Here is a 24364-nt window from a genome sequence, read left to right as displayed (position 1 = left end):
AAACAAAAACTTTTGGGCATCATGGCCCGCCTCGGCACCGGTTCTTTCAACAAGGTTTCTCTACGATGCAATCCTCACGGCTTCCCCAAGCCGCTTTGAATCAATTGATTGAAGGCGCCAGTATTCTGGAGGCCGACAGCTACGGCCCAAAAGTGTATCTGTTGCAGGATGGCAATATCCTCAAACTGTTTCGCCGCAAGCGGCTTATTTCTTCGGCTCTTCTAAGGCCTTATTCGGCGCGATTTATCCATAATGCAGCCCGCTTGCACGAACTGGGTGTACCGACCCTCGAGGTACTGGCGTTCTATAAATTGCAGACGCCCGGCATGACCGCCGTACTGTATCGGCCGCTTCCTGGAAAAACCCTGCGTCAAATATCGAATCAAGAGAACTTCAGCTGGTCGCAGATGCTTCCAGCGCTGGTCGAGTTGATCCGCAGCCTGCATGCCAGTGGCATCTACTTCCGCTCGTTGCACCTGGGCAACATCGTCATCACCCCCGAAAACAGACTCGGGCTGATCGATGTGGCCGACATGCGCTTCCTGCGCTCTCCACTCCCGCGCCACCTGGCGCGCCGCAATCTGCAGCATTTTGCTCGTTATATTGCCCGGGAAAACCTGAACGGGAGCTTTCCAATGCAGGCATTGGAAAATGCCCTATTATCCGCCTGAAATCAGTTGCCGAGCGGTCTGGCTGAAGCTTAGCCAGGCCTCGTCGGGCGCCAGTGCCTGATGCTGGGCTGCTGCAACCTCTTCGGCCGACGTCCGTGAAATCCGTACGAGTGCTTCGCTCCAGGCCTGAACGTCATTGACCTGGGCATACCACCCCGTGTCGCCCAACTGCTCGCGGAATACCGCCAGTTCACTGGCCAACACCGGCACGCCAGCCATGACTGCCTCTTGCAGAATCAGTCCCAGCCCCTCGCTGATGGATGGGATCAGCACCCAGTCGAAGGCCCTATAAAGCACCGCTATATCGTAGAGATGGCCCGTCAACAATACCTTGCCCAGCAGGTCCGACTGGGCAATCCGTTCCTGCAACGCCTCTCGCCGCGGCCCTTCACCAACGATGACCAGCCGCCAGTCGGGCTGGTTTTTTGCGGCCAGGGCAAATGCCTCCAGCAAGCAGGCGAACCCCTTGTCATCCACCAATCGCCCTATGGCACCAAACACCCGCAGCTCGGCTGCCAGGCCCAGCCGGGCGCGGGCTTGCGTACAAGGCACGAGTGCGGACCGGAAGGCAACCGGATCGAGTGCACTGCGCAATGCAGTGACCGGAAGTTCCAGATCGTCTTGAAGAGAGGCTGCCAGGGTCCGGGAAACCGCCGCCAGCGCCAGCCGTGAAGCCGGGAATCTGCGCAGCAGTTCACAGCTTTCGGCATTGAGTCGCGTCGAGCCATGGAATATCACTACCACGCGAATCTGCGACAGGGTCTCAAGGACAGGCAACAGGGTGCGGGCGACACCGAGGCCATCGAGCAGCACGACACGGGCATTGCTGTCGAGCAACGCCTGGCGGAAGCGTTTACGCATCAAGGGTTTGAACAGCCGCCAGACGTGTCGGCCCTTGAGCCGGGCGGAAGAAAGACGCCACTCCTGCGCCTGCCCTACATTGACCTGGCAGCTAGCCCCCGAGCCCTGTAATAGCCACGTCTTGACCGGCATCGAGGGTTCCATCCGCGACAGTATCTGGTGATGAACCTTGTGTACCGAAGCGAAGGGCGAACCACCCGCCCACATGACATTAATAATGCTCATTGAGCAGCAAACCTTTCATCGCGTGCCAGGGTTCGTGCTTCGAGGCATTCAGAAACTGATAAGCCAGCCAATGCAGACTCCGAGCAAAAGTACCAGGGATAACTTGACCTGCTCGCGACGCCTGCGGCGCGCCTTGCGCTGACGCTCCACGGGTACTTCCACGTGAACCCCGAACCCAGTGTGCAGAACAGCATCCCCTTCCAGCGTTACCGCCGTCAAGTTCAGTTGCGCATAGCGAAGCGACAGGGCCTTCTCGCCACCAAAGCCGGCAAACGGGGCACATAGTTGATATTCCTTGAGCCGCCGTAGTCCAGGATTAAGAGAGAAACTCTGCCATTCGGGCTTGTTGGAAATCAGGGGGTAACAGGCCACGCCACTGATGACTTCACGCTCGCCCAAGTGGATGTAAGGGCTGTGCACACACAAGTCGTAAACATAGTTGCGCAGCCACACCTGGAGGATATCGGGCCGTTTCTCCAGAATTGCCCGGGAGTCTTCCACGAAAGCCGGACGATAGAACTCCCAGTCATCTTCGCAGTGAAAGATATAAGGCGTCTTGACGTGCCCGTAGGCCAGGTCGATCGAGGCCAACTGTCCCAGCTTCGGCTGATTGACGAACACTGTACAGTGATCTTTCCAGTGAGCAGGGATCACCGCATGCACACCCTCATCACCCGCATCTTCGGTTATGAAGACTTCTCGGATCGGCGCAGTATTGAAACGGTCAAAGCTCTCCAAGGTCCGCCTGAGCAGATCGAGCCGGCCGCAACTGGTTACCACCAGGGTAATGTCACTCTCGTCGGAAAACTGCACCTGAAATACCATTTAGTTTAAACGTCATCGAAACATCCGATGAACGAACGGTTCCTGTCAAACGCCCAGCGTCAGGCGCAATCTTTCCAGCAAGGCAAGCGGTGCGCGGGGCCGTAGCGGGGGCTCCAGCGCTTCAACGATCTTCTGTCCTATGCGTGCGAAGCTGAATTGCTCCAGGGCCAGCTTCTGTCCGTTGCGCGCAATACTGTGTGCCAATTCGGGCTCGGCACGCAGGCGACCGAGTTTTTCCTGGAGCTGTGCAATGTCGCGATACAGCACCACGTTCTGCATGTCCTGCAAACCCAGGGCGCGAGCCTCGTCGGCCCCCTGATCGAATGCCAGCAACACACAACCGCAGGCCATGGCCTCAAAATTCTTGATCATGAACTCGCCCATACCCACATCGGCACTGACGAAAAAGCGGATGCGATTGAGGGTCTGGCAATATTCCTCGCCTGACTTGGTACGGGTGACGACCAGCGGTTCAACGCGCCCCAACTCATCCAACAGGGCTTTGCGACCACTATAGGCGACACTGTTGGTGCTGCCGACAAAGGCCAGTTCGATATCCCGTTCGCGGCCCTGATCCGCCAGCAAGGACTGATCGTAACCCTTGGGCACGAACACCGCATCGAAACCTTCGGCGCGCAGACGTTCACTGACCATGAAACCGGAACTGATGACGCGTACCCATGGCAGGCGGCGGTAGTGCGCACTGAACTTCCCGGTGTATTTGCACGGAATGTAATTCTGATAGGCATCGTGTTCAAGGATCACCAGGTTCGGGATCGTACGGATGAACCCGGCCTGCCGGATCTCCTGCTTGAAACGCAGGAAAAACACGATCCGGTCGTAACGCGATATGTCCACGTGACGTTGGAAATAGCCACGCAGATTGCGTTGTTCCTCGCTGTCGAGCCAACGCAGGTCGCACTCGCAATGGGCAGCCACACCTTCATAGAGTCGGTCCAGGATGGCCCGCTGTTCTTTCTGCACCAGAAATAGAACTCTCATTGTTTTCCTTGCAGCACCATCGCCTGGATGAATGATAAGTAGTAGCTAGGGTCTTGTTGATGTCCCACCATGAACCCCTACAGCCGCCAAAACAGTTCATGGCGGCGCACAGCCTTGCGAAAAAACTCATTCTCGCCATACGAAGAGCTCCTACGCCCGGCCAGCAGCCGCTGAATACCACGACGCAGGCGACGCTTGAACGGCGCAGGCGGTTGCAGATCATGCATCATGGCCAGCGCCATGGCCTTGTCATGCTGCACGGCCAGCCCCAACGGCAGACTGATGGGACACATCGCTCGAGCCGGGTCGAAATAGGGCGGCAAGGCAACGCCCGCACCCGTGTCGCCCATCGGCCAGCGATCATTGTCGTGGAGGTGATTGGCATAGCCCAACAGCGTCGTGGGCTGCCATTCCAAGCCCTCGAGTGCCTGCATGACGGCGTTGTGTGCACAAAGATGATCGGGGTGCGGATCAAGGACCGGGTGCGGCAACACAATAATTTCCGGGCGCGCCATCAAGATCAGCTCGCGCAAGTCTGCCAGCAGATTGTTCCAGGTCGCTGCACCGTCGGCGTCGCCGGGCAAGGTAAGCGGATTCATCTGACGGAACAGTCGGGTATCGCTCAGGTCCGCTTCGCGTGAACTTTGGGGCTGGCCGGGCGCGGCCTGCATGGCCGCCAGTTGCAAGCAGAAGTATCCCAGTTGCACACAATGACTTTCAGGTACCCCGGCCCAGCGCGGCACGGCAATACTGTCCCAGGCGCGTAAGCGACCCTTGAGCCGTGCCGCCTCAACGCCGTCCAGGCCCATCTGTTGATAATGTTCGGCTTCGATTTCGCCGGCGGTCAGCGTCACGATCCAGGCTTCGCCGGCCTGGCTGTACAACCCGAACGCCGCCAACTCCGCATCGTCGGCGTGTGGCGCGATGACCATCACCCGCTGACGCAGCACATCCTCTGCCGGGAAAGACCACAGGGTCGGCTCACCCAGCAAACGGCAAAAACGACCGTGCAGACGCAGCTCGCCTCGGGACAGAGTACTTCCCTGCTCGCTGAGATTGAGGTAGCGCAGGCCATTGGCTCCTCGCTCGAAGACCTGTCGATCCAGATGCTCACCGCCCGACAATTCGACCAGCGGGTCGATGAAACGCCCCAGCCAGGTGCTTCTGACCCGCAGCGCCAGGATCAGCGTGGCGCCGTCGTCCAGCATCACGCCCTCATCCAACCGCAGCCGACCGGCGTCAAGATGCACCTTCGGCTGCTGGGTGAATGGCGCAAAGCTGTACTGGTAATCGTCCCTGGGCGAATAAAACAGGTGATCGGCGAACCACGCTTCATGAGCGATCCACGCCAATACCGCCAGCACCAACGGCAGCCACCAGGCGACCAGTATACCCAGCAAGACCAGCATCATGAGCGCCAGCAACAAACCCACGCGCTTGTTGCGACGATGGCGTTTGAGCAATTGCTGTTTGCGGCTGACGGGTGGATTCATACGGTAAACACCGGCACAGGGTTGCACCAGCGGTCCTTGTACTCCCGGTCCGCCCGGCCGAACGAAAAACGCAACGGCTTGCCGGCGGCGCGGGCATGTTCCCAGGCGTTTTGGGTGTTGAGGAAGCTCAGCACGCTACCGGGGCTGAATTCGCGCGTCTGCGGGTCCACGCCGCCGTTGATGTACTCGACGCTGATCCACTCCGGCGCTTCCACCCGATACACCAGTTGAATGGCAATCGGCGCATCGTTGAGAAAAATCACCGAGCCGATCAGCAGTTCGCGCAACAGCTCGATCACCTCACCCATGCGCTCGGCGCCGGTCGCCGCAAACCCCCAACGACGCTGGAACAGGTCGCAGTAGATCGACGCCAGTTCCGCGCTGGAGAACTCATTGACCGAACGCACCACCCCACCAGCCTCTTCCAGCAAACGCAGCTCGCGGCGCTGGTTGTAGCGAAACTTCTTGGACAGCTCTTCCGGCGTACGCGCCATGGCCAACTGCTCCTGCTGTACCTTCAGGCCACTGAAACGTCCCTCGTTGAGGGCCGAGAGATAACGTCCGCGATGACGCAACGGCGCCTGGGTTTCGGGCGCCGCCGGTAGGATAAGCTCGGCATTGCCCAGATCGAACAGGCCCTTCTTGCCGCTACGCTTGAGCACCTCCTTGGACAGCGCCAAATCCCGGCCCCAGGTCGCAATTGCCGCCTTCAACTCACCCTGGTGTTCGTATGCCAGGTAACGCACAGGAATGCCGGCCAGGGCTGCCAGGCGTTCGACCACCAGGGGATGGGTCGCCACACTGCCACCGAAACGCTGCCAGACCTGGGTATAAACCGGTGCATCTACGGCTGTCCAGCCGCGCTCACGCCAGCCTTGGAATCGGTTCAGCATCAGACCCTCGGCGCCAGTTCGGTGACTTGAGGCAAACGCCAGAATGCCTCGCGTACCGCACGATCCGAGAAACGTTCACGTAGGCGATCAAGCATCAGCTCGGCGCATTGACGACGCTGCAGATCGTCCATGACCGCCAGGTGTTGCAGCCCCTGGGCCAGGTGCTCGGCGTCGCCCAGGGGAAACAGAATACCCACGCCTTCGACCACTTCCTTCGCCCCGCCACAGGCCGTGGCCAACAATGGCACGCCAGCGGCCATGGCTTCGAGCAACACCATGCCGAACGGTTCGTGATCGGAACTCAGGGCAAACACGTCGAAAGCCCGGAAGTAACGGCGCGCCTCAGGCACCTGGCCGAGAAACAGCACGCGGTCGGCGATTCCCAGTTCAAGCGCCAGGTCCCGAAGATTCTGCTCCAGGCGCCCCTTGCCGAGAATGGCCAGCTGACTATGGCCGGGCAGATACGCAAGTGCCGCGGCAAAACCTCGCAACAACGTGGCCTGATCCTTGTCCGGATGCAGGCGGCCGACGTTGCCGACGACCCAGGCGTTTGCTTCCAGCCCCAAGGTATGCCGCGCCTCGTCCCGGGACACCAAGCCAGCCCGCGCAGCCTCCAGGTCGATGCGGTTGTAGAGGGTCTGGATTCGACCCGCCGGCCAATTCGGCAGGCAGCGGCGCATGTCGTCACGCACCGCATCGGAAACCCCGAGCAAGCTCAGGCGCTTGCGAAAAACATGCGCGAACAGCCGGCGAGTACGCCGCTGGTAGTCGCCAAAGGCATGGTGCACGCCAATCACCGGCAACCCGGTACCGAGCAGGGCGATGTAGATAGGCTTGAAACGGTGGGCAATGCAGAAACTGAAATTGCGCGAAGCGGCGATCTTGCGCAGATCGCCAATGGCGCCCAGCTTCAGGCCTCTCACGGCACTGGAGCTGTACTCCATGAACAGCACCTCGTCCGAGGCGCAACCAGCAGCGACCTCGGCATCGGCGACCCCGGTGAGAAAAACCGTGGTCACGCGATAGCCAGTGCCCGCGAACAGACTGGCGTACTGACGGGCGCAGTCGAGAAACGGCCCGTCATAACCGTGACAGAACTGCAGCACATGTCGCTCAGCCGAGCGTGTCATAAGCGTCCACGCCGTCTTTGACCACCAGAATGTCTTCCATGATCAGGTATTGCAGGTCCGAGCCATAGAACATGTTCAGCGCGTCGGTCGGCGAGCAGATCATCGGTTCGCCGCGGCGGTTGAGCGAGGTGTTCAGGGACACGCCGTTGCCCGTCAGGACTTCCAGGGCCTTCATCATGTCGTAGTAGCGCGGGTTGTATTCGCGCTTGAGCACCTGGGCCCGGGAAGTACCGTCTTCATGGACGACTTCCGGCACGCGGCTTTTCCACTCCTCGGCCACTTCGAACGTGAAAGTCATGAAGGGGGCGGGATGATCGACCTTGATCATCTGCGGCGCGACGGTATCGAGCATCGACGGGCAGAAAGGCCTCCAGCGCTCGCGGAACTTGATCTGTTCGTTGATGCGATCCGCCACGCCGCTGGCGCTCGGGCAACCGATGATCGAGCGACCACCCAGGGCACGCGGACCAAACTCCATACGCCCCTGGAACCAGGCCACGGGGTTGCCATCGACCATGATTTTGGCAATGCGTTCAGGGGTGTTGTCGATCTTGCGCCACGCCGGCTTGCTCGGATGACGGGCGCATGCGGCGATCACGTCTTCGTTGCTGTAGGCCGGGCCGAGGTAGACGTGTTCCATCTTCTCCACCGGCACGCCACGGGCATGGGATACATAAGCCGCCGCGCCCACCGCGGTACCGGCGTCGCCGGAAGCCGGTTGCACGAACAGCTCCTTGACGTCGTCACGGGCGATGATCTTCTGGTTCAGCTTGACGTTCAACGCGCAACCGCCGGCGAAAGCCAGCTTGCCGGTTTCCTTGAGCACGTCGCCCAGGTAGTGGTCGATCATCTGCAGCGCAAGTTTCTCGAACAGCGCCTGCATGCTGGCCGCGTAATGGATGTATGGCTCGTCGGCGATGTCGCCTTCGCGCTTGGGACCGAGCCATTCGATCAGCTTCGGCGAGAAGTAGAAGCCCTTGCCCTTCTCTTTATAGCGGCGCAGGCCGATCACGTTGGCGTAGTCGGTGTTGATCACCAACTGGCCGTTCTCGAACGAGGCCAGGCGCGAGAAATCGTACTTGCTGGCATCGCCATAGGGCGCCATGCCCATGACCTTGAATTCGCCGTCGAGCATTTCAAAGCCGAGGAACTCGGTGATCGCACCGTACAAGCCGCCCAGGGAGTCCGGGTCGAAAAACTCCTTGATCTTGTGGATCTTGCCGTTTTCGCCATAGCCAAAGAAGGTCGTGGCGTACTCGCCCTTGCCGTCGATACCCAGGATTGCGGTTTTTTCCTGGAAACCCGAGCAGTGATACGCGCTGGAAGCGTGGGCCAGGTGATGCTCGACCGGCTCGATCTTGATCTTTTTCGGATCAAAGCCCAGTTGTTCCAGGCACCAGACGATCTTGCGACGATAGCGCTTGTAGCGACGGTTACCCATCAGGATCGCGTCGAGAGCACGGTCCGGGGCGTACCAGTAGCGCTTGGCGTAGTGCCAGCGCGCCTCGCCGAACAGGCTGATCGGCGCGAACGGAATTGCTACCACGTCGACGTCGGACGGTTTGATGCCGGCCTGCTCCAGACAGAACTTCGCCGACTCATAGGGCATGCGGTTCTTTGCATGTTTATCGCGTACGAAGCGCTCTTCCTCGGCCGCCGCGATCAGCTTGCCGTCTATGTACAGCGCTGCGGAAGGATCATGGCTAAGGGCGCCGGACAGGCCAAGAATCGTCAATGCCACAGGGGTCTAGCCTCTTTTGTCTGCATACGGGCGACAAGCGCCGCAAAAAATTGATGTGCCGCGCGCCGGGGCGTTGGGCAGCTAAAGGGCGGGATTATAGCGTAAAAGCGGCGATAAGCCGCTAGCGGTGAGTGGCGAGCGCTTGGTGCCCGTAAAACCTGGGCGGCCCTGAATGCTCAGGTGCCTGGCACTCCGTCTTCGCGAGCAGGCTCGCTCCCACATTGGATCAAGTACGCTGCCGACCAATTGTGGGAGCGAGCCTGCTCGCGATAGGGCCGCAGGCCCGAGTCATGACTCGCCGGTAATGTCCTTGGGCACCCGCTGATCGATCACCCGATACAACGCGCTGTCCTCAGGCCAATTGCGCATGAATCGCGCCCGATCCCGGGCATAGGCTGGGGCGAAGCTGGCGTGGGTGCGGTGCTGACACATGGAGTCCAGATCGATCAGCGCCCAGCGGTCGTGCTGCCAGAACAGGTTGTGGCCCTTGAGGTCGCCGTGGCTGATGCGCTCGCGGATCAGGTCGGCGAACAATCGATCCAGCGCCAGCAACTCGGACTCGGGCGCCTCCCCGCTTTCCACGCAAGGGGCAAAACGCTCGATGATATCGGGCCCCGACAGATGCTCGGTCACCAGGTAGGCACCACGACGCAGCCACAGGAAACGCTTTTCCAGCAAGGCCAGTGGTTTGGGGGTGGCGATGCCGAGAAACGTCAGCCGATGCCCTTCGCGCCAGGAGTGCCAGGCACGACTGGGACGCCAGAAGCGCTTGAGCCAATGGACGAAGCTCTTGATGTTGTAGCGTTTGATAACCAGGGTGCGGCCGTCCACCTCGACTTTGCCGACACTCGCCGCGCCCCCGGTCTTGTACAAGTGGCCCTGGTCCAGCAAGGCATCTGCTCGCTCCAGCACCGGTATCATGGCCGCTTCTTCATCACGCCGGATCGCCCGCAGGCCGAATGCTCCACGCTGCACGCTGAACAGGCTGCATTCGCGCCCGACCTTTTCCAGGAAGTCCTTCAGTCGCCAGGCCTGAACCTTGTCGATCTGCTTTTGCAGCGCCTCCATGGGTAACGCGTGCTCGGCGTTGCCCAGCAGGTAGTGCACCAACAGCTCTTCATTGAACGGTTCGAGGGATTTAGGCAACTGAGCGAAAAACACCCCCAGGTTCTCCAGCACTTTTTGCCGAGACAACGCTTTTCCCGGTGTTTCAGCACGAATGCCAGCGCCATCGATCAGGTAGAGCTTGCCGTCGTGGCGTAGCAGATTGTCCAGATGCAGGTCTTCCTGCCAGAGTCCTTTGCCGTGCAGTTGCGCAATCGCGCCAAGGGCTTCGGCCAATACCGCCGCTTGCTCGTCGGCCAGCAAGGGCAACTGTTCGACCTGCTTCCAGGCGTCCCCCAGGCTTTCAGCGCCTTCGAGGAACTCGAACAACAACCAACCGCCCTCGCCGTCTTTCAGGCCGTCGGCCAGCAACACCGGCGTCGTCAAACCCTGTTCCGCCAGCAGGCGCACGCCTTGCAGTTCGCGCTGGAAATGCCGGGCCGCCTTGCTGCCGACCAGCAATTTGGCCAGCACCGGCCGGCCGCGCCAGACGCCGCCACCGACATAACGCTGCCCCGGCAGCACCCGCAACAGCGACAGCAACTGCAATTGCGCCGGGCCGGCGGCATCGGCCAGCTCCACGCTCAGGGGCAGGCCGGGACTGCGACCGGCGCTTTTCAATTCGGACAAATGCATCAACGGGCTTCCTTGTGGCTGCGCCGGGCGGTCAGGCGGGTCAACCAGCGATCGACCAGAGCGGCGTCCGCTGGCTGATCCAGATAGGCAGCCAACAACTGACGAACCTCGCCTTCATTCCAGACTGACGCACGACGCAGCAAAGGCTCAAGATCCTTGACCCTGTCGCGCTGACCGAACAGTAGCGGGCGGGTCTTCTCCAGGTCGATCAATTGCGCCTGATAGCCATCGGCAGTCGCTTGCAGAAAGATGTGCTTGGGGTAAAAGCAACCATGAACCTGATGCATGCCATGCAGCCGCCGCGCCAGGTGACCGCAGGCTTTCAGGACGGTCGAACGTTGCGCCGCCGTCAGCGCCGGCCAGTCCTGCAACAGCGAATCCAGATCATCCCAGCCATCCAGGGCCCGCGTCAGCAGGATCGCTCGCACCTCGCCGTCGATCTTGCGCTGGCCGTAGAACACAGCTTGCAAGGCCGGGATACCCAACTGGCGATAACGGCTGATGTTGCGAAATTCCCGGGAAAAGCTCGGCTCACCGAAGGGGTGGGACAAGGTCCGCGTCAAGTAATTGCTCTGGCGCTTGAGGTAATAGCCCCGCCCTTCCAGCTCCAGCCGAAACACACTGCTCCAACCATCGCCCGACGTATTGGGCTCGTCCACCGCCTCCAGTTGCCGTGCCCATAAGGCGTCGAAACTGTCCAGACCATGGCGTTCCAGCAATGGCCGGTCTTCAGCGGCCAGGAAATCAGTCATTCACGCCCCTCGAAAAATCTCACCACGTGACGGATGCGCTTCTTGTCGCACGTATCGAGTCGATCGCGTTGGCGGTATTGCAGGTAGAAACGCAGGCGCTGGGTGGCCGACAAGTGATACTTGGCGACTTTGTCCAGGCACGCCAGGTCCTTGGTGATGCGGTACTTGAGCCAGAATCCCCGCCAGAAATCACCGTTCGGGCAGTCGATCAAAAACAGCCGTGACCGGTCGTCGATCAACAGATTGCGCCACTTCAGGTCGTTATGGGTGAAACGATGCTCGTGCATGGTCCGGGTATAACCGGCCAGTTGCCGGCTCACTCCATCAACCCAGGCACGATCAGCCAGCCGCAGGTCGTGTCGCTCGGCCAGAGCCGAGAGGTCTTCGGTGCAGGGCAGTTCGCGGGTGATCATCGCCCCCCGGGCATAGGCGGCGCCGTTGCGCTCCAGGCCCCATGCCACGATCTCGGCCGTAGGAATGCCCCACTTGGCGAAGCGCTTGAGGTTCTGCCATTCGGACTTGACCCGCGGCTTGCCCAGGTAACGGCGCAAACCCTTGCCTGCCCCGACGTAGCGCTTGACGTAATAGTTCACGCCATCGCGCTGTACGCGGATCACCTCCGACAGCGGGTCGCGGGTCAAGCGCTCCCCTTGCAGGGCGAATACCGCATCGAGGCTGCCGAAATCCTGCGCCAGCTCGGCGTACGCCGGCTCCAGTTTCCAACCCGACATCAGAGCGCATCCCCGTACCGCTGTTTGCGGGCATAGAGTTTGTTGGCCTTGGCTTCGAGCCTGCTCAACAGTGCGGCCTCTTGCGCCAGGATCCGGCGCAACGGCTGCTGAAAGTAGCCCTTCAAAAAGCGCAGCTTGTCACGACGGGTCAGTCCGATGTCCAGCGCCGAGAAATACAGCGCAGCCAAGTCCTTGTTGCGCCAACGAGTGGTAATGGCCGGCCGGGTCTGGGCGCGATGCAGGTCAATCACCGAGAGCTTGAAATCCCGCGGGGTCACCGGCTTGTCGGTGTGCAGCAGAAAATGGCAGATGTAGCAGTCGCGATGGTTGACCCCGGCACGGTGCATCATGCCGGTCATGCGCGCCACTTCGGCGATCAGGGCCCGCTTGAGCGCCGGTTGCGGCGGATGCTTGACCCAGTCGATGCTGAAGTCTTCGAGACTGATGGTCGGCGCCAGCTCTTCGGTGACGATGAAGGAGTGCTGGTCCGCCGGGTTCTGGCCCTTTTCGCCATACGCAACGGCGGTCATGGTCGGCACGCCGACTTCCTGCAGGCGCTGGATGGCTTTCCACTCCTGCCCCGCACCGAGGACCGGCAGCTTGGCGGTGACCAGGTTCTTGACGATCTCGCCCCAACCGATGCCACGGTGGATCTTCACGAAAAAGCCGCGACCGTCCACCTCGGTGCGCAAGGTGCGCCGGGCTTCCAGTTCACGATAGACCTCGCCCTTGAGCGCCTCGACTTCGACGAACGCATCGCGCCCGGCCCAAAGGCTCTTGAACGGTTCGGCCAGCATCAATTTCATTACGGGTGCTCCGCCAATATCACATCGGCCGCGTGCTGCGGCATGCTGTAGAGGTCGGCCGTTTCCGCGAAGGCCAGACCATTGCGGCTCCAGGCCGCCCGCGCATCGGCATCACCCAGCATCCGTTCCAGGTATTCGGTGAGCTGCGCCTGTTCGAACGGCTCGTCCAGCACCAGCCCACTGTCGGCCTCGGCGATGTAATGGGCGTACCCGCACACCGCACTGACCAGCACCGGCAACCCGGCCACCAGCGCTTCGAGCAGCACAGTGCCAGTGTTTTCGTTGTACGCCGGATGAATCAACAGGTCGGCGCCCAGGAGGAAACGCGGGATATCGCTGCGCCCCTTGAGGAATCGCACATTGTCACCGAGCCCCAACGTGGCGCTCTGCAATTGGAATACTTTGGGGTCGTCCTGGCCGATTACAAACAGCCGGGTACGTTTTTTCAGTTCGGCAGGCAGAGCGGCGAGCGCCTTGAGACTGCGATCCACGCCCTTGGTCTTGAACCCGGACCCGATTTGCACCAATAGCAGATCGTCATCGGCCAGTTCGAACTCAGCACGGAACGCGGCACGAATCGCGTCAGCATCGGCGGGTCGGCGGCGGTCCTGGGCGATGCCCGGCGGCAATAAGTGGAAGCGCTCCAGTGGCGTGCCGTAATGCTTGATGAACAGCGGCTGCTGGACTTCGGAAATCATCAGCACGTCTGTCTTGGCGTCCCTGGCGAACACCGCTCGCTCGTACTCGGCAAAATGCCGGTAGCGACCCCAGCGTCGATACAAGGAATTGCGCAGGGTCTGCGCCTTGTCTTCAAAACAGCCGTCGGCGGCGTAATACACGTCCAGGCCAGGCATCTTGTTGAAGCCGATCAAACGGTCTACCGGGCGCCTGGCCAGGTCGGCTTCCATCCACGCACTGAGCTTCTCGTTGCGACGATGGTTGAACAGTGCCTTGACTGGTGCCACCAACACTTCGAAACCCGGCGGGACGTCACCTTCCCAGATCAGCGTGTAGACACGGATCTGATGACCACGCCGCTGGCATTCCAGGGCGATGCGCATGAAGTCACGCTGCAGGCCGCCGAAGGGAAAGTATTTATAAAGGACAAAAGCCAATTGCATCAGCGCGGCTCCTCAGCCAATAACGTGCTCAGGTGGCTGGCAACACGCTCGGGGTTCAGTCGCGTAAAGCACAAGGGCTGCTCGCGCTTCAGGTCAAACCGACGGGCATCTTCGGCGGTCGGCGGATAAGTGCATTGTTTCTGCATGCAAGGGGCACAGGGGAAATCGCTGGCAAGATGGATCTGGCCCTTGCCATAGGCGCCAGTCAGCACCGGGTTGGTGGGGCCGAGCAGTGAGATGGTCGGCACGTCCAGGGCGGCGGCCAGGTGACCCAGGCCAGTGTCTACCGCCACACAAGCCTGGGCGCCGGCCAGTACCTTGCCCATCCCACCCAGGTTCAGTTTCGGCAGCACCAGGGCGTTACGCAGCCCATTGGCGATACGTTCGGCCCGGGCTTTTTCCAGCGGATTGCCCCACGGCAACTTCACCACCACGCCGAACTGGCCCATGCGCTCGGTGAGCTGGCGCCAATACAGCTCCGGCCAGTGCTTGGATTCCCATGTCGTGCCGTGCAGGAACACCACATAAGGGTACGCGCGCGGAAGTTCCACCAAACGATCGACGCTCAGGCCGTAGTTGCCCAGGCTCTGGGGCAGGTCATAGCCCAGCGCCACGGCGAACAACTGCCGCACACGCTCTACCGCGTGCTGACCGCGTGCCACCGCCAGGCGACGGGAATAGAAACGCGCAGCCAGGGGTTCACGGGCCGAATCCTTATCCAGGCCGGCCACAGGAGCCTTGACGTAGCGAGTCAGCCAGGCACTTTTGAGCAGGCCCTGGGCATCGATCACCAGGTCATACCGTTCAGCGCGCATGCTCTGCTTGAAGCGTCGCCACTCGCCGCTCTTGATGGTTTGCCAGAGGTTCTTGCGCCAGCGGCGGATCGCCACCGGAATGACCTTACCCACGGCCGGGTGCCAGGTCGGAATCTCGGCGAAACCCTCTTCCACCACCCAATCGAACCGGATGCCGGGAATCGCCCGCGCCGCGTCGGTCAACGCCGGCAGCGTGTGGACCACATCACCCAGCGAAGAGGTCTTGATCAACAGTACCCGCAAGTTACTGGACCTCCACGGGGATGCCCTGCAAACGTGCCAGAGCATCATTCACCGACGGAGGCATGAGCTGACGCAGACAATTGTAATGACCGAAGCGGCAGGTACGGTCGAAGCACGGGCTGCATTCAATGCCCAGGCGCACCACTTCGACCTTGTCGGCCAGTGGTGGCGTAAAACCCGGCGAGGTAGAGCCGTAAACGGCCACCAATGGGCGGTTCAGGGCGGCGGCCACGTGCATCAGCCCGGAATCGTTGGACACCACCGAATCGGCGCAGGACAACAGGTCAATGGCTTCCGCCAGGGACGTGTCACCACTGAGGTTTACCGACTCTTCCCGCAGGCCCGGAATCAGCCGCGAACGGATGTCCTCGCCCACCGAGTGATCGTTTTTCGAACCGAAGAGCCAGACTTGCCAACCTTCGCGGATCTTCGCTTCGGCCACCTGGGCGTAATGATCCGCCGGCCAACGCTTGGATTCGCCGAACTCGGCACCGGGGCACAATGCCAACACCGGGCGGTCCAGGCTCAGGCCGAACTTGGCCAGCGCCGCTTCGCGGGTCACTGGATCGATCTGCAGATCAGGACGCGGGTAGGGCTTGGGCAACTCGGCACCCGGCGCATAGGCCAGGGCCATGAAACGCTCGATCATCAGCGGATAGCGATCTTTGTCCAGCGTGCGCACATCGTTGAGCAGGCCATAGCGGAACTCGCCGCGCCAGCCGGTACGCTTGGGGATCCCGGCGAAGAACGGCACCAATGCCGACTTCAACGAGTTGGGTAACAGGATTGCCTGGTCATATTGACTGGCCAGGGACTTGCCGATGCGTCTGCGGGTCGCCAGCTCCAGCACACCGTGACCGAGCGGAAAGCTCAAGGCCTTGCGTACTTGCGGCATGCGTTCCAGGATCGGTCGGCTCCACTCGGGGGCCAGGACGTCGATCTCGCATTGCGGGTGGAGCTGTTTCAGGCACTGGAACAGTGTCTGCGCCATCACCATGTCACCGACCCAACTGGGCCCAACGATCAAAATATTCATGTGCGTTCCAAAAACGATACGGGGAGGCCTACGCCTCCCCGCCTCGAGAATCACTGTGGCCCAGGTCGTTGCCTTCTGCCTTCAATCTACAACACATCACACTTCCATTGTGGGAGCGGGCTCGCTCGCGATGAGGTCGGCACAGCCAACATCAACATCGCCCGATACACCGCCTTCGCGAGCAGGCTCGCTCCCACAGGGGATCTTCATCGACCCCAAATACATCAAACACCACAAATCCAGTGTGGGAGCGAGCCTGCTCGCGATGAGGCCGGCACAGTCAATCAATGCCGCCTGACACTCCGCTTTCGCGAGCAGGCTCGCTCCCACATTCAATACTCAGCTCAGTCCCAGCTCGCGCCAGATCCGCAGCACCTGTCTGCGCTCATCCACAAACTGGTCGCCGGTGATCACCCCGGCCTCTTTCTGCAAGGCCTGGCGGTGGGCGGCGGAGCGGTAGGCTTTATAGGCCTCGCGCAGCAGGGCGGCATCTTCGGGCGGCATCAGGCCGACCTCTTGCAACCCTTCCAGGATGCGGATGTTATCGGTGTAGCGCGCCAGCGATGGGTGTTCCTCGGACCACGCCAGGGCCGCGTATTGCACCATAAATTCAATATCGACGATACCTCCGGCGTCCTGCTTGATATCGAAGGGCGCTGTCGCCTCGAAAGCATTTGGCGCGGTGCCGGCGGCAGTGGCCTTGCTACCCAGGTTATCGCGCATCTTGGCGCGCATCTCGCTGACCTCCTGGCGCAACGTAGGCAGATCGCGTTTGCGCCCAAGCACCTGAGCCCGGACTTTCTCGAAGGCCTGGCCCACATCCTGGCTGCCCACCAACACCCGGGCCCGCACCAGTGCCTGGTGCTCCCAGGTCCAGGCTTCATTCTCCTGATAACGGGCAAATGCCCCAAGGGAACTGACCAGCAACCCCGACGCCCCGGACGGCCGCAGGCGCATATCCACTTCATATAACTGTCCGGAGTTGGTCTGAGCCGTCAGCAAATGGATGATCCGTTGGCCAAGCCGGGTGAAGAACTGTGCTCCGTCGATGGGTTTAGGCCCGTCGGTTTCCGCCTGGGGATCGCCGTCGTGGATAAACACCAAGTCCAGATCGGAACCATGCCCCAATTCCAGGCCGCCGACTTTCCCGTAACCGACAATAATGAAGCCCGGATCGCACAAACTGCCGTCCGTGCGCAACGGTACGCCATGCTTGGCCGCCGTCTGGCGCCAGGCCAGGGCCAGGACTTGCTCGAGAATTGCCTCGGCCAGCCAGGTCAGGTAATCGCTGACCTTCATAAGCGGCAGGCTGCCGGCGATTTCCGACGCGGCCACCCGCAGCCGGTGTGCCAGTTTGAAATGCCGCAGGGCTTCCATCTGCTGCTCCAGGTCATCCTCGGGAATCCGCGTCAGGCGTTCGCGCAACTCCGCCGCCAGCTCCGGTGCCAAGGGCGGCTTGAACAGACGACCTTCATTGAGCAACTCATCCAACAGCAAGGGGAAACGGGTGATCTGCTCGGCGATCCACGGGCTCGCCGCGCACAGCGTCAGCAAGCGCCGCAGGGCGCCGGGGTTTTCCGTCAGCAGCACCAGATAGGCCGAACGACGGGCCACTGCCTCCACCAATGGCAATACCCGTTCAAGCACCAGGTCTGGATCGGCATGTTCCACCGCCTGGGCCAGCAGGCGAGGAATGAATGCATCCAGACGTTCACGCCCCAGGCGCTGCATGGCGCGCAATTGCGGACTGGTGCGCAGGACGGCCAGGGCCTTCAGCGCCTTGGGTGCATTGACGAAACCACCCTCCTCCAACTGCCGGCACGCGGCCTCTTCGTCCTGGCTGTCTTCCCATAACGGCAACCACTCACCGCCCACCACCACCTCGCTTTCGCTGCCCTCTTCTTCATCCGGATCAGCGATGACCTGACCAAAATGCCAGGCCACGCGCCCACGCCAATACATTAATTGCTCGTGGAACGCCGTCCAGTCGGCAAAGCCCAGCATGAATGCGATGCGTGCCTGATCCTGGGGGCTGTCCGGCAGCATCTGGGTCTGGCGGTCGGCGATGGCCTGGATCGCATGCTCGGTGTATCGCAGGAATTCATAGCCCTGACGCAGCTCGTCGATCACTTCGGCAGGCAGATAACCTTGGCCTTCCAGGGTGCCCAGCACTTTCAGCAACGGGCGCTGTTGCAGGCTCAGGTCGCGCCCGCCGTGGATCAACTGGAACGCCTGGGCGATGAACTCCACTTCACGGATACCGCCCGACCCCAGCTTGATATTGTCGGCCATGCCTTTGCGCCGCACTTCCTGCTGGATCAGTTGCTTCATGGTGCGCAGCGCTTCGATGGCGGAAAAATCCAGGTAACGGCGATAAACGAACGGGCGCAGCATGTCGAGCAACTGCGCACCCGCCACCTGGTCGCCCGCCACCACCCGCGCCTTGATCATCGCGTAGCGTTCCCAGTCGCGCCCCTGATCCTGGTAATACTGCTCCAGGGCGTTGAAGCTCAGCACCAGCGCACCGGCCGAGCCGTAGGGGCGCAAACGCATGTCGACGCGGAACACGAAACCGTCGACGGTTATCAGGTCCAGGGCCTTGATCAGGCGCTGGCCAACGCGGATGAAGAATTCCTGGTTATCCAGCGGCCGCTTCACACCAACGGTTTCGCCGCCCTCGGGGTAGGCGAAGATCAGGTCGATGTCCGACGACAGGTTCAACTCCACCGCGCCCAGCTTGCCCATGCCCAGGATCACCATGTGCTGTGCAGCACCACTGCGTCGACCGGTGGGCGTGCCGAATTGCTGGCAGAGTCGCTGGTACAACCACTGGTAGGCCTGGTCGATGCAGGTATCGGCCATGTCCGACAGATCGCGGCAGGTCTGGACGAGGTCGGCCTTGCGGTTCAGGTCGCGCCAGATGATCCGCACCTGCTGGCGCGTACGCTGGCGGCGCAGGACACGCCCCAGTTCATCTTCGCTCTCGGCGGCCTGCACCGCCGCGCCTATCTGCGCGCACATTTCGCCGGCGGCCAGGCTGCGGTCCAGTTCGCCACTGCGCACCAGTTCCAGTAGCATCAAAGGTTCGCGGACACTCTGCTCGATGACAAAATCACTGGCGGCCGCGACGCGATGGAACTCCTTCCAGCGCTCCGGCGTCCAGGTAGACAGCTCGGGGTCATTGTCCAGCAGGGCAACCGCCGCACGGAACGACTGCTCGGCACGGCTGACCAATGACTGGAGAATTGCCGGTATTTCGGCAAGCAGGGGCAGGCTCATGGTCTATCCTTGATCGGCGCGGGAAAGGCTGGATGTAGTGTTTTTTCCAAAGCCACTACCTGATTGACTGTCGAACAAAGATGATAAATAGCTAAAAATCTGATTTTATTGGCAGCCGACATCAAGTTTTTACCTGTTCGAGTTAGCAAAAGACCAACAGTAACGATTATTCTCACAACGGAACGAGGGGCCAAAAGCCTTTCATGTGTAGTTTTACTACTCGTCTATACATTCGAGAGGCTGAAACAGCCGGCGATTTGTAGTAAAACTACACGCCGCCGAAACAACCTTCGGCAATCCAAGAATTTTATACCGTCTGCCCACAAGGCCAGTCGCAAACTCAGGCAACCGATTCTGGTAGCCTTTCCGCCCTGGAGCAAGCCATGCAAGACCTCGATCCCGTCGAAACCCAGGAATGGCTGGACGCCCTGGAATCGGTTCTCGACAAAGAAGGCGAAGACCGTGCTCATTATCTGATGACCCGTATGGGCGAACTCGCAACCCGCAGCGGTTCGCAACTGCCCTACGCCATCACCACGCCATACCGCAACACGATCCCCGTTACCCACGAAGCACGCATGCCTGGCGACCTGTTCATGGAACGCCGCATTCGCTCGCTGGTGCGCTGGAACGCGTTGGCCATGGTCATGCGCACCAACCTGAAAGATTCTGACCTGGGCGGTCACATCTCCAGCTTCGCTTCCAGCGCGACGCTGTATGACATCGGCTTCAACTACTTCTTCCAGGCCCCGACCGACGAACACGGCGGCGACCTGATCTACTTCCAGGGTCACGCATCGCCAGGCGTCTATGCCCGTGCGTTCATGGAAGGTCGTATCTCCGAAGACCAGATGAACAACTTCCGCCAGGAAGTGGACGGCAACGGCCTGTCCTCGTACCCGCACCCTTGGCTGATGCCTGACTTCTGGCAGTTCCCGACCGTTTCGATGGGGCTGGGCCCGATCCAGGCGATCTACCAGGCGCGCTTCATGAAGTACCTGGAAGCCCGCGGCTTCATCCAGCCGGGCAAGCAGAAAGTCTGGTGCTTCATGGGTGACGGCGAGTGCGACGAGCCGGAATCCCTGGGGGCGATCTCCCTGGCCGGCCGCGAGAAGCTGGACAACCTGATCTTCGTCATCAACTGCAACCTGCAGCGCCTCGACGGCCCGGTTCGCGGCAATGGCAAGATCATCCAGGAACTCGAAGGCGTATTCCGTGGCGCCCAGTGGAACGTCAACAAGGTCATCTGGGGCCGTTTCTGGGACCCACTGCTGGCAAAGGACGTCGACGGCATCCTGCAACGTCGCATGGACGAAGTCATCGACGGCGAGTACCAGAACTACAAGGCCAAGGACGGCGCGTTCGTCCGCGAGCACTTCTTCAACACGCCTGAACTCAAGGCCATGGTTGCCGACCTGTCCGACGACGAGATCTGGAAGCTCAACCGTGGCGGCCACGACCCGTACAAGGTCTACGCAGCGTACCACCAGGCGGTCAACCACAAGGAACAGCCAACCGTCATCCTGGCCAAGACCATCAAGGGTTATGGCACCGGTGCCGGCGAAGCGAAGAACACCGCGCACAACACCAAGAAAGTCGATGTCGACAGCTTGAAGCTGTTCCGCGATCGCTTCGACATTCCGGTCAAGGACAGCGACCTGGAAAACCTGCCGTTCTTCAAACCCGAGGAAGGCAGTGCCGAGGCCCGTTACCTGGCCGAGCGCCGCGCCGCACTGGGCGGTTTCGTACCGCAGCGTCGCGCCAAGAGCTTCAGCGTCCCGACCCCGCCACTGGAAACCCTCAAGGCGATCCTGGACGGCTCGGGCGACCGCGAAATCTCCACCACCATGGCTTTCGTGCGGATCCTCGCGCAATTGGTCAAGGACAAGGAAATCGGCTCGCGTATCGTTCCGATCATTCCGGACGAAGCCCGTACCTTCGGTATGGAAGGCATGTTCCGCCAACTGGGCATCTACTCGTCCGTCGGCCAGCTCTACGAGCCCGTCGATAAAGACCAGGTGATGTTCTACCGCGAAGACAAGAAAGGCCAGATCCTCGAGGAAGGCATCAACGAAGCGGGCGCCATGAGCTCCTTCATTGCCGCCGGTACTTCGTACTCCAGCCACAACCAGCCGATGCTGCCGTTCTACATCTTCTACTCGATGTTCGGCTTCCAGCGTATCGGCGACCTGGCCTGGGCCGCTGGCGACAGCCGCACCCGTGGCTTCCTGATCGGCGGTACCGCCGGCCGGACCACCCTTAACGGTGAAGGCCTGCAGCACGAAGACGGCCATAGCCACATGCTGGCCGGGACCATCCCGAACTGCCGCACCTATGATCCGACCTACGGCTACGAGCTGGCGGTGATCATTCAGGACGGCATGAAGAAGATGACCGAAGAGCAACAGGACGTCTTCTACTACATCACCGTGATGAACGAGTCCTACCAGCAGCCAGCCATGCCGGCCGGCGTGGAAGCGGGCATCGTCAAGGGCATGTACCTGCTCGAGGAAGACACCCGCGAAGCGGCCCACCACGTCCAATTGATGGGCTCCGGCACCATCCTGCGCGAAGTGCGTGAAGCGGCGAAGATTCTGCGTGAAGAGTTCAACATCGGCGCCGACGTCTGGAGCGTTACCAGCTTCAACGAACTGCGTCGCGACGGCCTGGCCGTGGAGCGCAGCAATCGCCTGCATCCTGGCCAGAAGCCGAAACTGAGCTATGTCGAAGAGTGCCTGAACGGCCGCAAAGGTCCGGTCATCGCATCCACCGACTACATGAAGCTATTCGCCGAGCAAATCCGCCAGTGGGTTCCATCCAAGGAATTCAAGGTGCTGGGCACCGACGGTTTCGGCCGTAGCGACAGCCGCAAGAAGCTGCGTCACTTCTTCGAAGTCGACCGTAAGTTCGTTGTGTTGGCAGCCCTGGAAGCCCTGGCTGACCGTGGCGATATCGAACCAAAAGTGGTGGCCGAAGCCATCGCCAAGTTCGGCATCGATCCGGAAAAACGCAACCCACTGGACTGCTGAGGAGAATTTCCGTGAGCGAACTCATTCGCGTACCTGACATCGGCAGCGGTGAAGGTGAAGTAATTGAACTGTTTGTGAAGGTCGGCGACCGCATCGAAGCCGACCAGAGCATCCTGACACTTGAATCGGACAAGGCCAGCATGGAAGTGCCTGCGCCGAAGGCCGGGGTCATCAAGAGTCTGAAAGTGAAGCTGGGCGATCGCCTGAAAGAAGGCGACGAACTGCTGGAGCTGGAAGTCGAAGGCGCCGCTGCGGCGCCTGAAGCAGCGGCCCCTGCACCTGCCCCGGCGCCGGCTGAAAAGCCTGCTGCCGCCCCGGCTGCCGAAGCCGCGCCGGCTCCAGCCGCTGCGCCTGCCGCCGCCACTGTCCAGGACATCCATGTCCCGGACATCGGTTCGTCGGGCAAGGCCAAGATCATCGAAGTACTGGTCAAGGCCGGCGACACCGTCGAAGCCGACCAGTCGCTGATCACCCTGGAGTCCGACAAGGCCAGCATGGAAATCCCCTCGCCGGCCGCCGGCGTGGTGGAGAGCGTCGAGATCAAGCTGGAAGACGAAGTCGGCACCGGTGACCTGATCCTTAAACTGAAAGTGGCTGGCGCCGCCGCGCCTGCCGCTCCAGCGCCTGCACCTGCTGCACCGGCCAAGGCTGAAACCGCGCCGGCGCCGGCTGCCGCGCCTGCCGCCAAGGCCGAGGCCGCGCCAGCCCTTGCCGCAGCGCCTGCGCCAAGCGGTGCCAAGGTGCACGCCGGCCCCGCAGTACGTCAGTTGGCCCGCGAGTTCGGTGTCGAGCTGTCCGCCGTCGGCCCGAGCGGCCCACACGGCCGCGTGCTGAAGGAAGACGTGCAGGCCTACGTCAAGGCCATGATGCAGAAAGCCAAGAATGCACCGGCCGAAGGCGCCACAGGCGGCGCAGGCATCCCGCCGATCCCGGCAGTGGACTTCAGCCGCTTCGGCGAAACCGAAGAAGTTGCAATGACCCGCCTGATGCAGATCGGCGCGTCGAGCCTGCACCGCAGCTGGCTGAATATCCCCCACGTGACTCAGTTCGACCAGGCTGACATCACCGAACTGGAAGCCTTCCGCGTCGCGCAGAAAGCCGTGGCTGAAAAGGCCGGCGTGAAGCTGACCGTACTGCCGCTGCTACTCAAGGCCTGCGCACACCTGCTCAAGGAGCTGCCGGACTTCAACAGCTCCCTGGCGCCAAGCGGCAAGGCTGTGATCCGCAAGAAATACGTACACATCGGCTTTGCCGTCGATACCCCGGAAGGCCTGCTGGTACCGGTCATCCGCAACGTCGACCAGAAGAGCCTGCTACAACTGGCTGGCGAAGCGGCTGCCCTGGCCGAAAAGGCCCGGAACAAGAAGCTCACCGCCGACGACATGCAGGGCGCCTGCTTCACGATCTCCAGCCTCGGGCACATTGGCGGCACCGGCTTCACGCCGATCGTCAACGCGCCGGAAGTGGCGATCCTGGGTGTATCCAAGGCCACCATCCAGCCTGTCTGGGACGGTAAAGCCTTCCAGCCGAAGCTGATGCTGCCGCTGTCGCTGTCCTACGATCACCGTGTGATCAACGGCGCCGCCGCTGCACGCTTCACCAAACGTCTGAGCGACCTGCTGGGCGACATCCGCACCATCCTGCTGTAACCCGAATGGCCCTCCCCACGGGGGGGCCATCCGAACGCTGTTTTCCGAGCGCCACGCTCGTACCTCAACCCCGCCGACGGCGGGGCTTTTTTTGCCTGCTATAAACGCACCAGAACCTGTGGGAGCAAAGCTTGCTCGCGATATCGGTGGATCAGCCAATATCGTTCTCGACTGAGCTCGCCCTGATCGCGAGCAAGCTTTGCTCCCACAGGGTTACCTGCCTTGACTGACAAGCATCAGGCCGTTTGCCGGCGACCTTTCCTATGTCATCTATCAGTCATTACCCACAACTTGCGTCCCCTTCCCTATCAGTATTTATTCA

General features: G+C 61.2%; 18 protein-coding genes. 3 read left to right on the top strand and 15 right to left on the bottom strand.

The annotated features are described in order from the left end of the window. Positions 1-65: 65 nt before the first annotated feature. Positions 66-671 carry a toluene tolerance protein gene (locus QZH45_RS03380; RefSeq protein ID WP_053193270.1) on the top strand — a complete coding sequence of 202 codons (606 nt, stop codon included), beginning with the start codon at positions 66-68 and terminating at the stop codon, positions 669-671. Here QZH45_RS03380 and QZH45_RS03375 read toward each other — a convergent pair. The 15 genes from QZH45_RS03375 to glnE all read right to left on the bottom strand — a co-directional run bounded on the left by QZH45_RS03375 (position 660) and on the right by glnE (position 19364). Beyond that, on the bottom strand, positions 660-1757 hold the full coding sequence (locus tag QZH45_RS03375; RefSeq protein WP_053193268.1) for a glycosyltransferase family 4 protein: 1098 nt from the start codon (positions 1755-1757) through the stop codon (positions 660-662). The genes QZH45_RS03380 and QZH45_RS03375 overlap by 12 nt on opposite strands. Before the next feature lie 48 nt (positions 1758-1805). Beyond that, complete coding sequence (locus tag QZH45_RS03370) at positions 1806-2570, bottom strand: glycosyltransferase family 2 protein (RefSeq protein WP_024781439.1); 765 nt, start codon at positions 2568-2570, stop codon at positions 1806-1808. Positions 2571-2627: 57 nt separating this feature from the next. Beyond that, positions 2628-3584 (bottom strand): glycosyltransferase family protein, encoded by a 957-nt coding sequence (locus QZH45_RS03365; protein ID WP_024781440.1) that lies wholly within the window; start codon positions 3582-3584, stop codon positions 2628-2630. A 77-nt stretch (positions 3585-3661) separates the two neighbouring features. After that, positions 3662-5077 carry a PIG-L deacetylase family protein gene (locus QZH45_RS03360; RefSeq protein WP_053193265.1) on the bottom strand — a complete coding sequence of 472 codons (1416 nt, stop codon included), beginning with the start codon at positions 5075-5077 and terminating at the stop codon, positions 3662-3664. After that, positions 5074-5970, bottom strand: a complete 897-nt coding sequence (locus tag QZH45_RS03355; RefSeq protein WP_024781442.1) for an antimicrobial resistance protein Mig-14 — start codon at positions 5968-5970, stop codon at positions 5074-5076. Before QZH45_RS03355 ends, QZH45_RS03360 begins: the two co-directional genes overlap by 4 nt. After that, the gene (locus QZH45_RS03350; protein ID WP_024781443.1) at positions 5970-7100 is read right to left on the bottom strand and encodes a glycosyltransferase; all 1131 of its coding nucleotides are present in this window, start codon (positions 7098-7100) and stop codon (positions 5970-5972) included. The genes QZH45_RS03355 and QZH45_RS03350 overlap by 1 nt, the downstream gene beginning before the upstream one ends. After that, entirely contained in the window at positions 7084-8841 is a 1758-nt protein-coding gene (locus QZH45_RS03345; RefSeq protein WP_024781444.1) for a carbamoyltransferase family protein, read from the bottom strand. Before QZH45_RS03345 ends, QZH45_RS03350 begins: the two co-directional genes overlap by 17 nt. 288 nt (positions 8842-9129) lie before the next feature. Then, positions 9130-10581 (bottom strand): lipopolysaccharide kinase InaA family protein, encoded by a 1452-nt coding sequence (locus QZH45_RS03340; protein WP_055134893.1) that lies wholly within the window; start codon positions 10579-10581, stop codon positions 9130-9132. Beyond that, positions 10581-11333, bottom strand: a complete 753-nt coding sequence (locus QZH45_RS03335) for a lipopolysaccharide kinase InaA family protein (protein ID WP_024781446.1) — start codon at positions 11331-11333, stop codon at positions 10581-10583. Before QZH45_RS03335 ends, QZH45_RS03340 begins: the two co-directional genes overlap by 1 nt. Next, positions 11330-12064 (bottom strand): lipopolysaccharide kinase InaA family protein, encoded by a 735-nt coding sequence (locus QZH45_RS03330; RefSeq protein ID WP_024781447.1) that lies wholly within the window; start codon positions 12062-12064, stop codon positions 11330-11332. Before QZH45_RS03330 ends, QZH45_RS03335 begins: the two co-directional genes overlap by 4 nt. Further along, positions 12064-12870, bottom strand: a complete 807-nt coding sequence (gene rfaP, locus QZH45_RS03325; RefSeq protein ID WP_024781448.1) for a lipopolysaccharide core heptose(I) kinase RfaP — start codon at positions 12868-12870, stop codon at positions 12064-12066. Before rfaP ends, QZH45_RS03330 begins: the two co-directional genes overlap by 1 nt. Next, positions 12870-13991 (bottom strand): glycosyltransferase family 4 protein, encoded by a 1122-nt coding sequence (locus tag QZH45_RS03320; RefSeq protein WP_053193258.1) that lies wholly within the window; start codon positions 13989-13991, stop codon positions 12870-12872. Before QZH45_RS03320 ends, rfaP begins: the two co-directional genes overlap by 1 nt. Then, on the bottom strand, positions 13991-15049 hold the full coding sequence (gene waaC, locus QZH45_RS03315; RefSeq protein ID WP_024781450.1) for a lipopolysaccharide heptosyltransferase I: 1059 nt from the start codon (positions 15047-15049) through the stop codon (positions 13991-13993). Before waaC ends, QZH45_RS03320 begins: the two co-directional genes overlap by 1 nt. A gap of 1 nt (position 15050) precedes the next feature. Then, complete coding sequence (gene waaF, locus QZH45_RS03310) at positions 15051-16085, bottom strand: lipopolysaccharide heptosyltransferase II (protein ID WP_055134892.1); 1035 nt, start codon at positions 16083-16085, stop codon at positions 15051-15053. Positions 16086-16424: 339 nt separating this feature from the next. Further along, the gene (gene glnE / locus QZH45_RS03305) at positions 16425-19364 is read right to left on the bottom strand and encodes a bifunctional [glutamate--ammonia ligase]-adenylyl-L-tyrosine phosphorylase/[glutamate--ammonia-ligase] adenylyltransferase (RefSeq protein ID WP_055136032.1); all 2940 of its coding nucleotides are present in this window, start codon (positions 19362-19364) and stop codon (positions 16425-16427) included. Between the two features lie 383 nt (positions 19365-19747). On the opposite strand from glnE, the gene aceE reads away from it, so the two are divergent. Both aceE and aceF read left to right on the top strand, forming a co-directional pair. Further along, on the top strand, positions 19748-22393 hold the full coding sequence (gene aceE / locus QZH45_RS03300) for a pyruvate dehydrogenase (acetyl-transferring), homodimeric type (protein WP_024779841.1): 2646 nt from the start codon (positions 19748-19750) through the stop codon (positions 22391-22393). A gap of 11 nt (positions 22394-22404) precedes the next feature. Continuing rightward, positions 22405-24042 carry a dihydrolipoyllysine-residue acetyltransferase gene (gene aceF, locus QZH45_RS03295; protein WP_055136033.1) on the top strand — a complete coding sequence of 546 codons (1638 nt, stop codon included), beginning with the start codon at positions 22405-22407 and terminating at the stop codon, positions 24040-24042. The last annotated feature ends 322 nt before the right edge of the window (positions 24043-24364 follow it).

It is taken from the genome of Pseudomonas corrugata, assembly GCF_050920615.1.
GTDB lineage: Bacteria > Pseudomonadota > Gammaproteobacteria > Pseudomonadales > Pseudomonadaceae > Aquipseudomonas > Aquipseudomonas corrugata.
Note: the sequence above shows the minus strand (reverse complement) of the source record. Positions and strands in the feature narration are given on the sequence as shown.

Coding starts and splice junctions, on each gene's coding strand:
- QZH45_RS03320 (WP_053193258.1), bottom strand. CDS start 13,991: ATGCAATTGGCTTTTGTCCTTTATAAATACTTTCCCTTCGGCGGCCTG.
- QZH45_RS03350 (WP_024781443.1), bottom strand. CDS start 7,100: ATGACACGCTCGGCTGAGCGACATGTGCTGCAGTTCTGTCACGGTTAT.
- QZH45_RS03360 (WP_053193265.1), bottom strand. CDS start 5,077: ATGAATCCACCCGTCAGCCGCAAACAGCAATTGCTCAAACGCCATCGT.
- QZH45_RS03355 (WP_024781442.1), bottom strand. CDS start 5,970: ATGCTGAACCGATTCCAAGGCTGGCGTGAGCGCGGCTGGACAGCCGTA.
- QZH45_RS03375 (WP_053193268.1), bottom strand. CDS start 1,757: ATGAGCATTATTAATGTCATGTGGGCGGGTGGTTCGCCCTTCGCTTCG.
- QZH45_RS03335 (WP_024781446.1), bottom strand. CDS start 11,333: ATGACTGATTTCCTGGCCGCTGAAGACCGGCCATTGCTGGAACGCCAT.
- glnE (WP_055136032.1), bottom strand. CDS start 19,364: ATGAGCCTGCCCCTGCTTGCCGAAATACCGGCAATTCTCCAGTCATTG.
- aceE (WP_024779841.1), top strand. CDS start 19,748: ATGCAAGACCTCGATCCCGTCGAAACCCAGGAATGGCTGGACGCCCTG.
- QZH45_RS03340 (WP_055134893.1), bottom strand. CDS start 10,581: ATGCATTTGTCCGAATTGAAAAGCGCCGGTCGCAGTCCCGGCCTGCCC.
- QZH45_RS03365 (WP_024781440.1), bottom strand. CDS start 3,584: ATGAGAGTTCTATTTCTGGTGCAGAAAGAACAGCGGGCCATCCTGGAC.
- QZH45_RS03330 (WP_024781447.1), bottom strand. CDS start 12,064: ATGTCGGGTTGGAAACTGGAGCCGGCGTACGCCGAGCTGGCGCAGGAT.
- rfaP (WP_024781448.1), bottom strand. CDS start 12,870: ATGAAATTGATGCTGGCCGAACCGTTCAAGAGCCTTTGGGCCGGGCGC.
- QZH45_RS03380 (WP_053193270.1), top strand. CDS start 66: ATGCAATCCTCACGGCTTCCCCAAGCCGCTTTGAATCAATTGATTGAA.
- waaF (WP_055134892.1), bottom strand. CDS start 16,085: ATGAATATTTTGATCGTTGGGCCCAGTTGGGTCGGTGACATGGTGATG.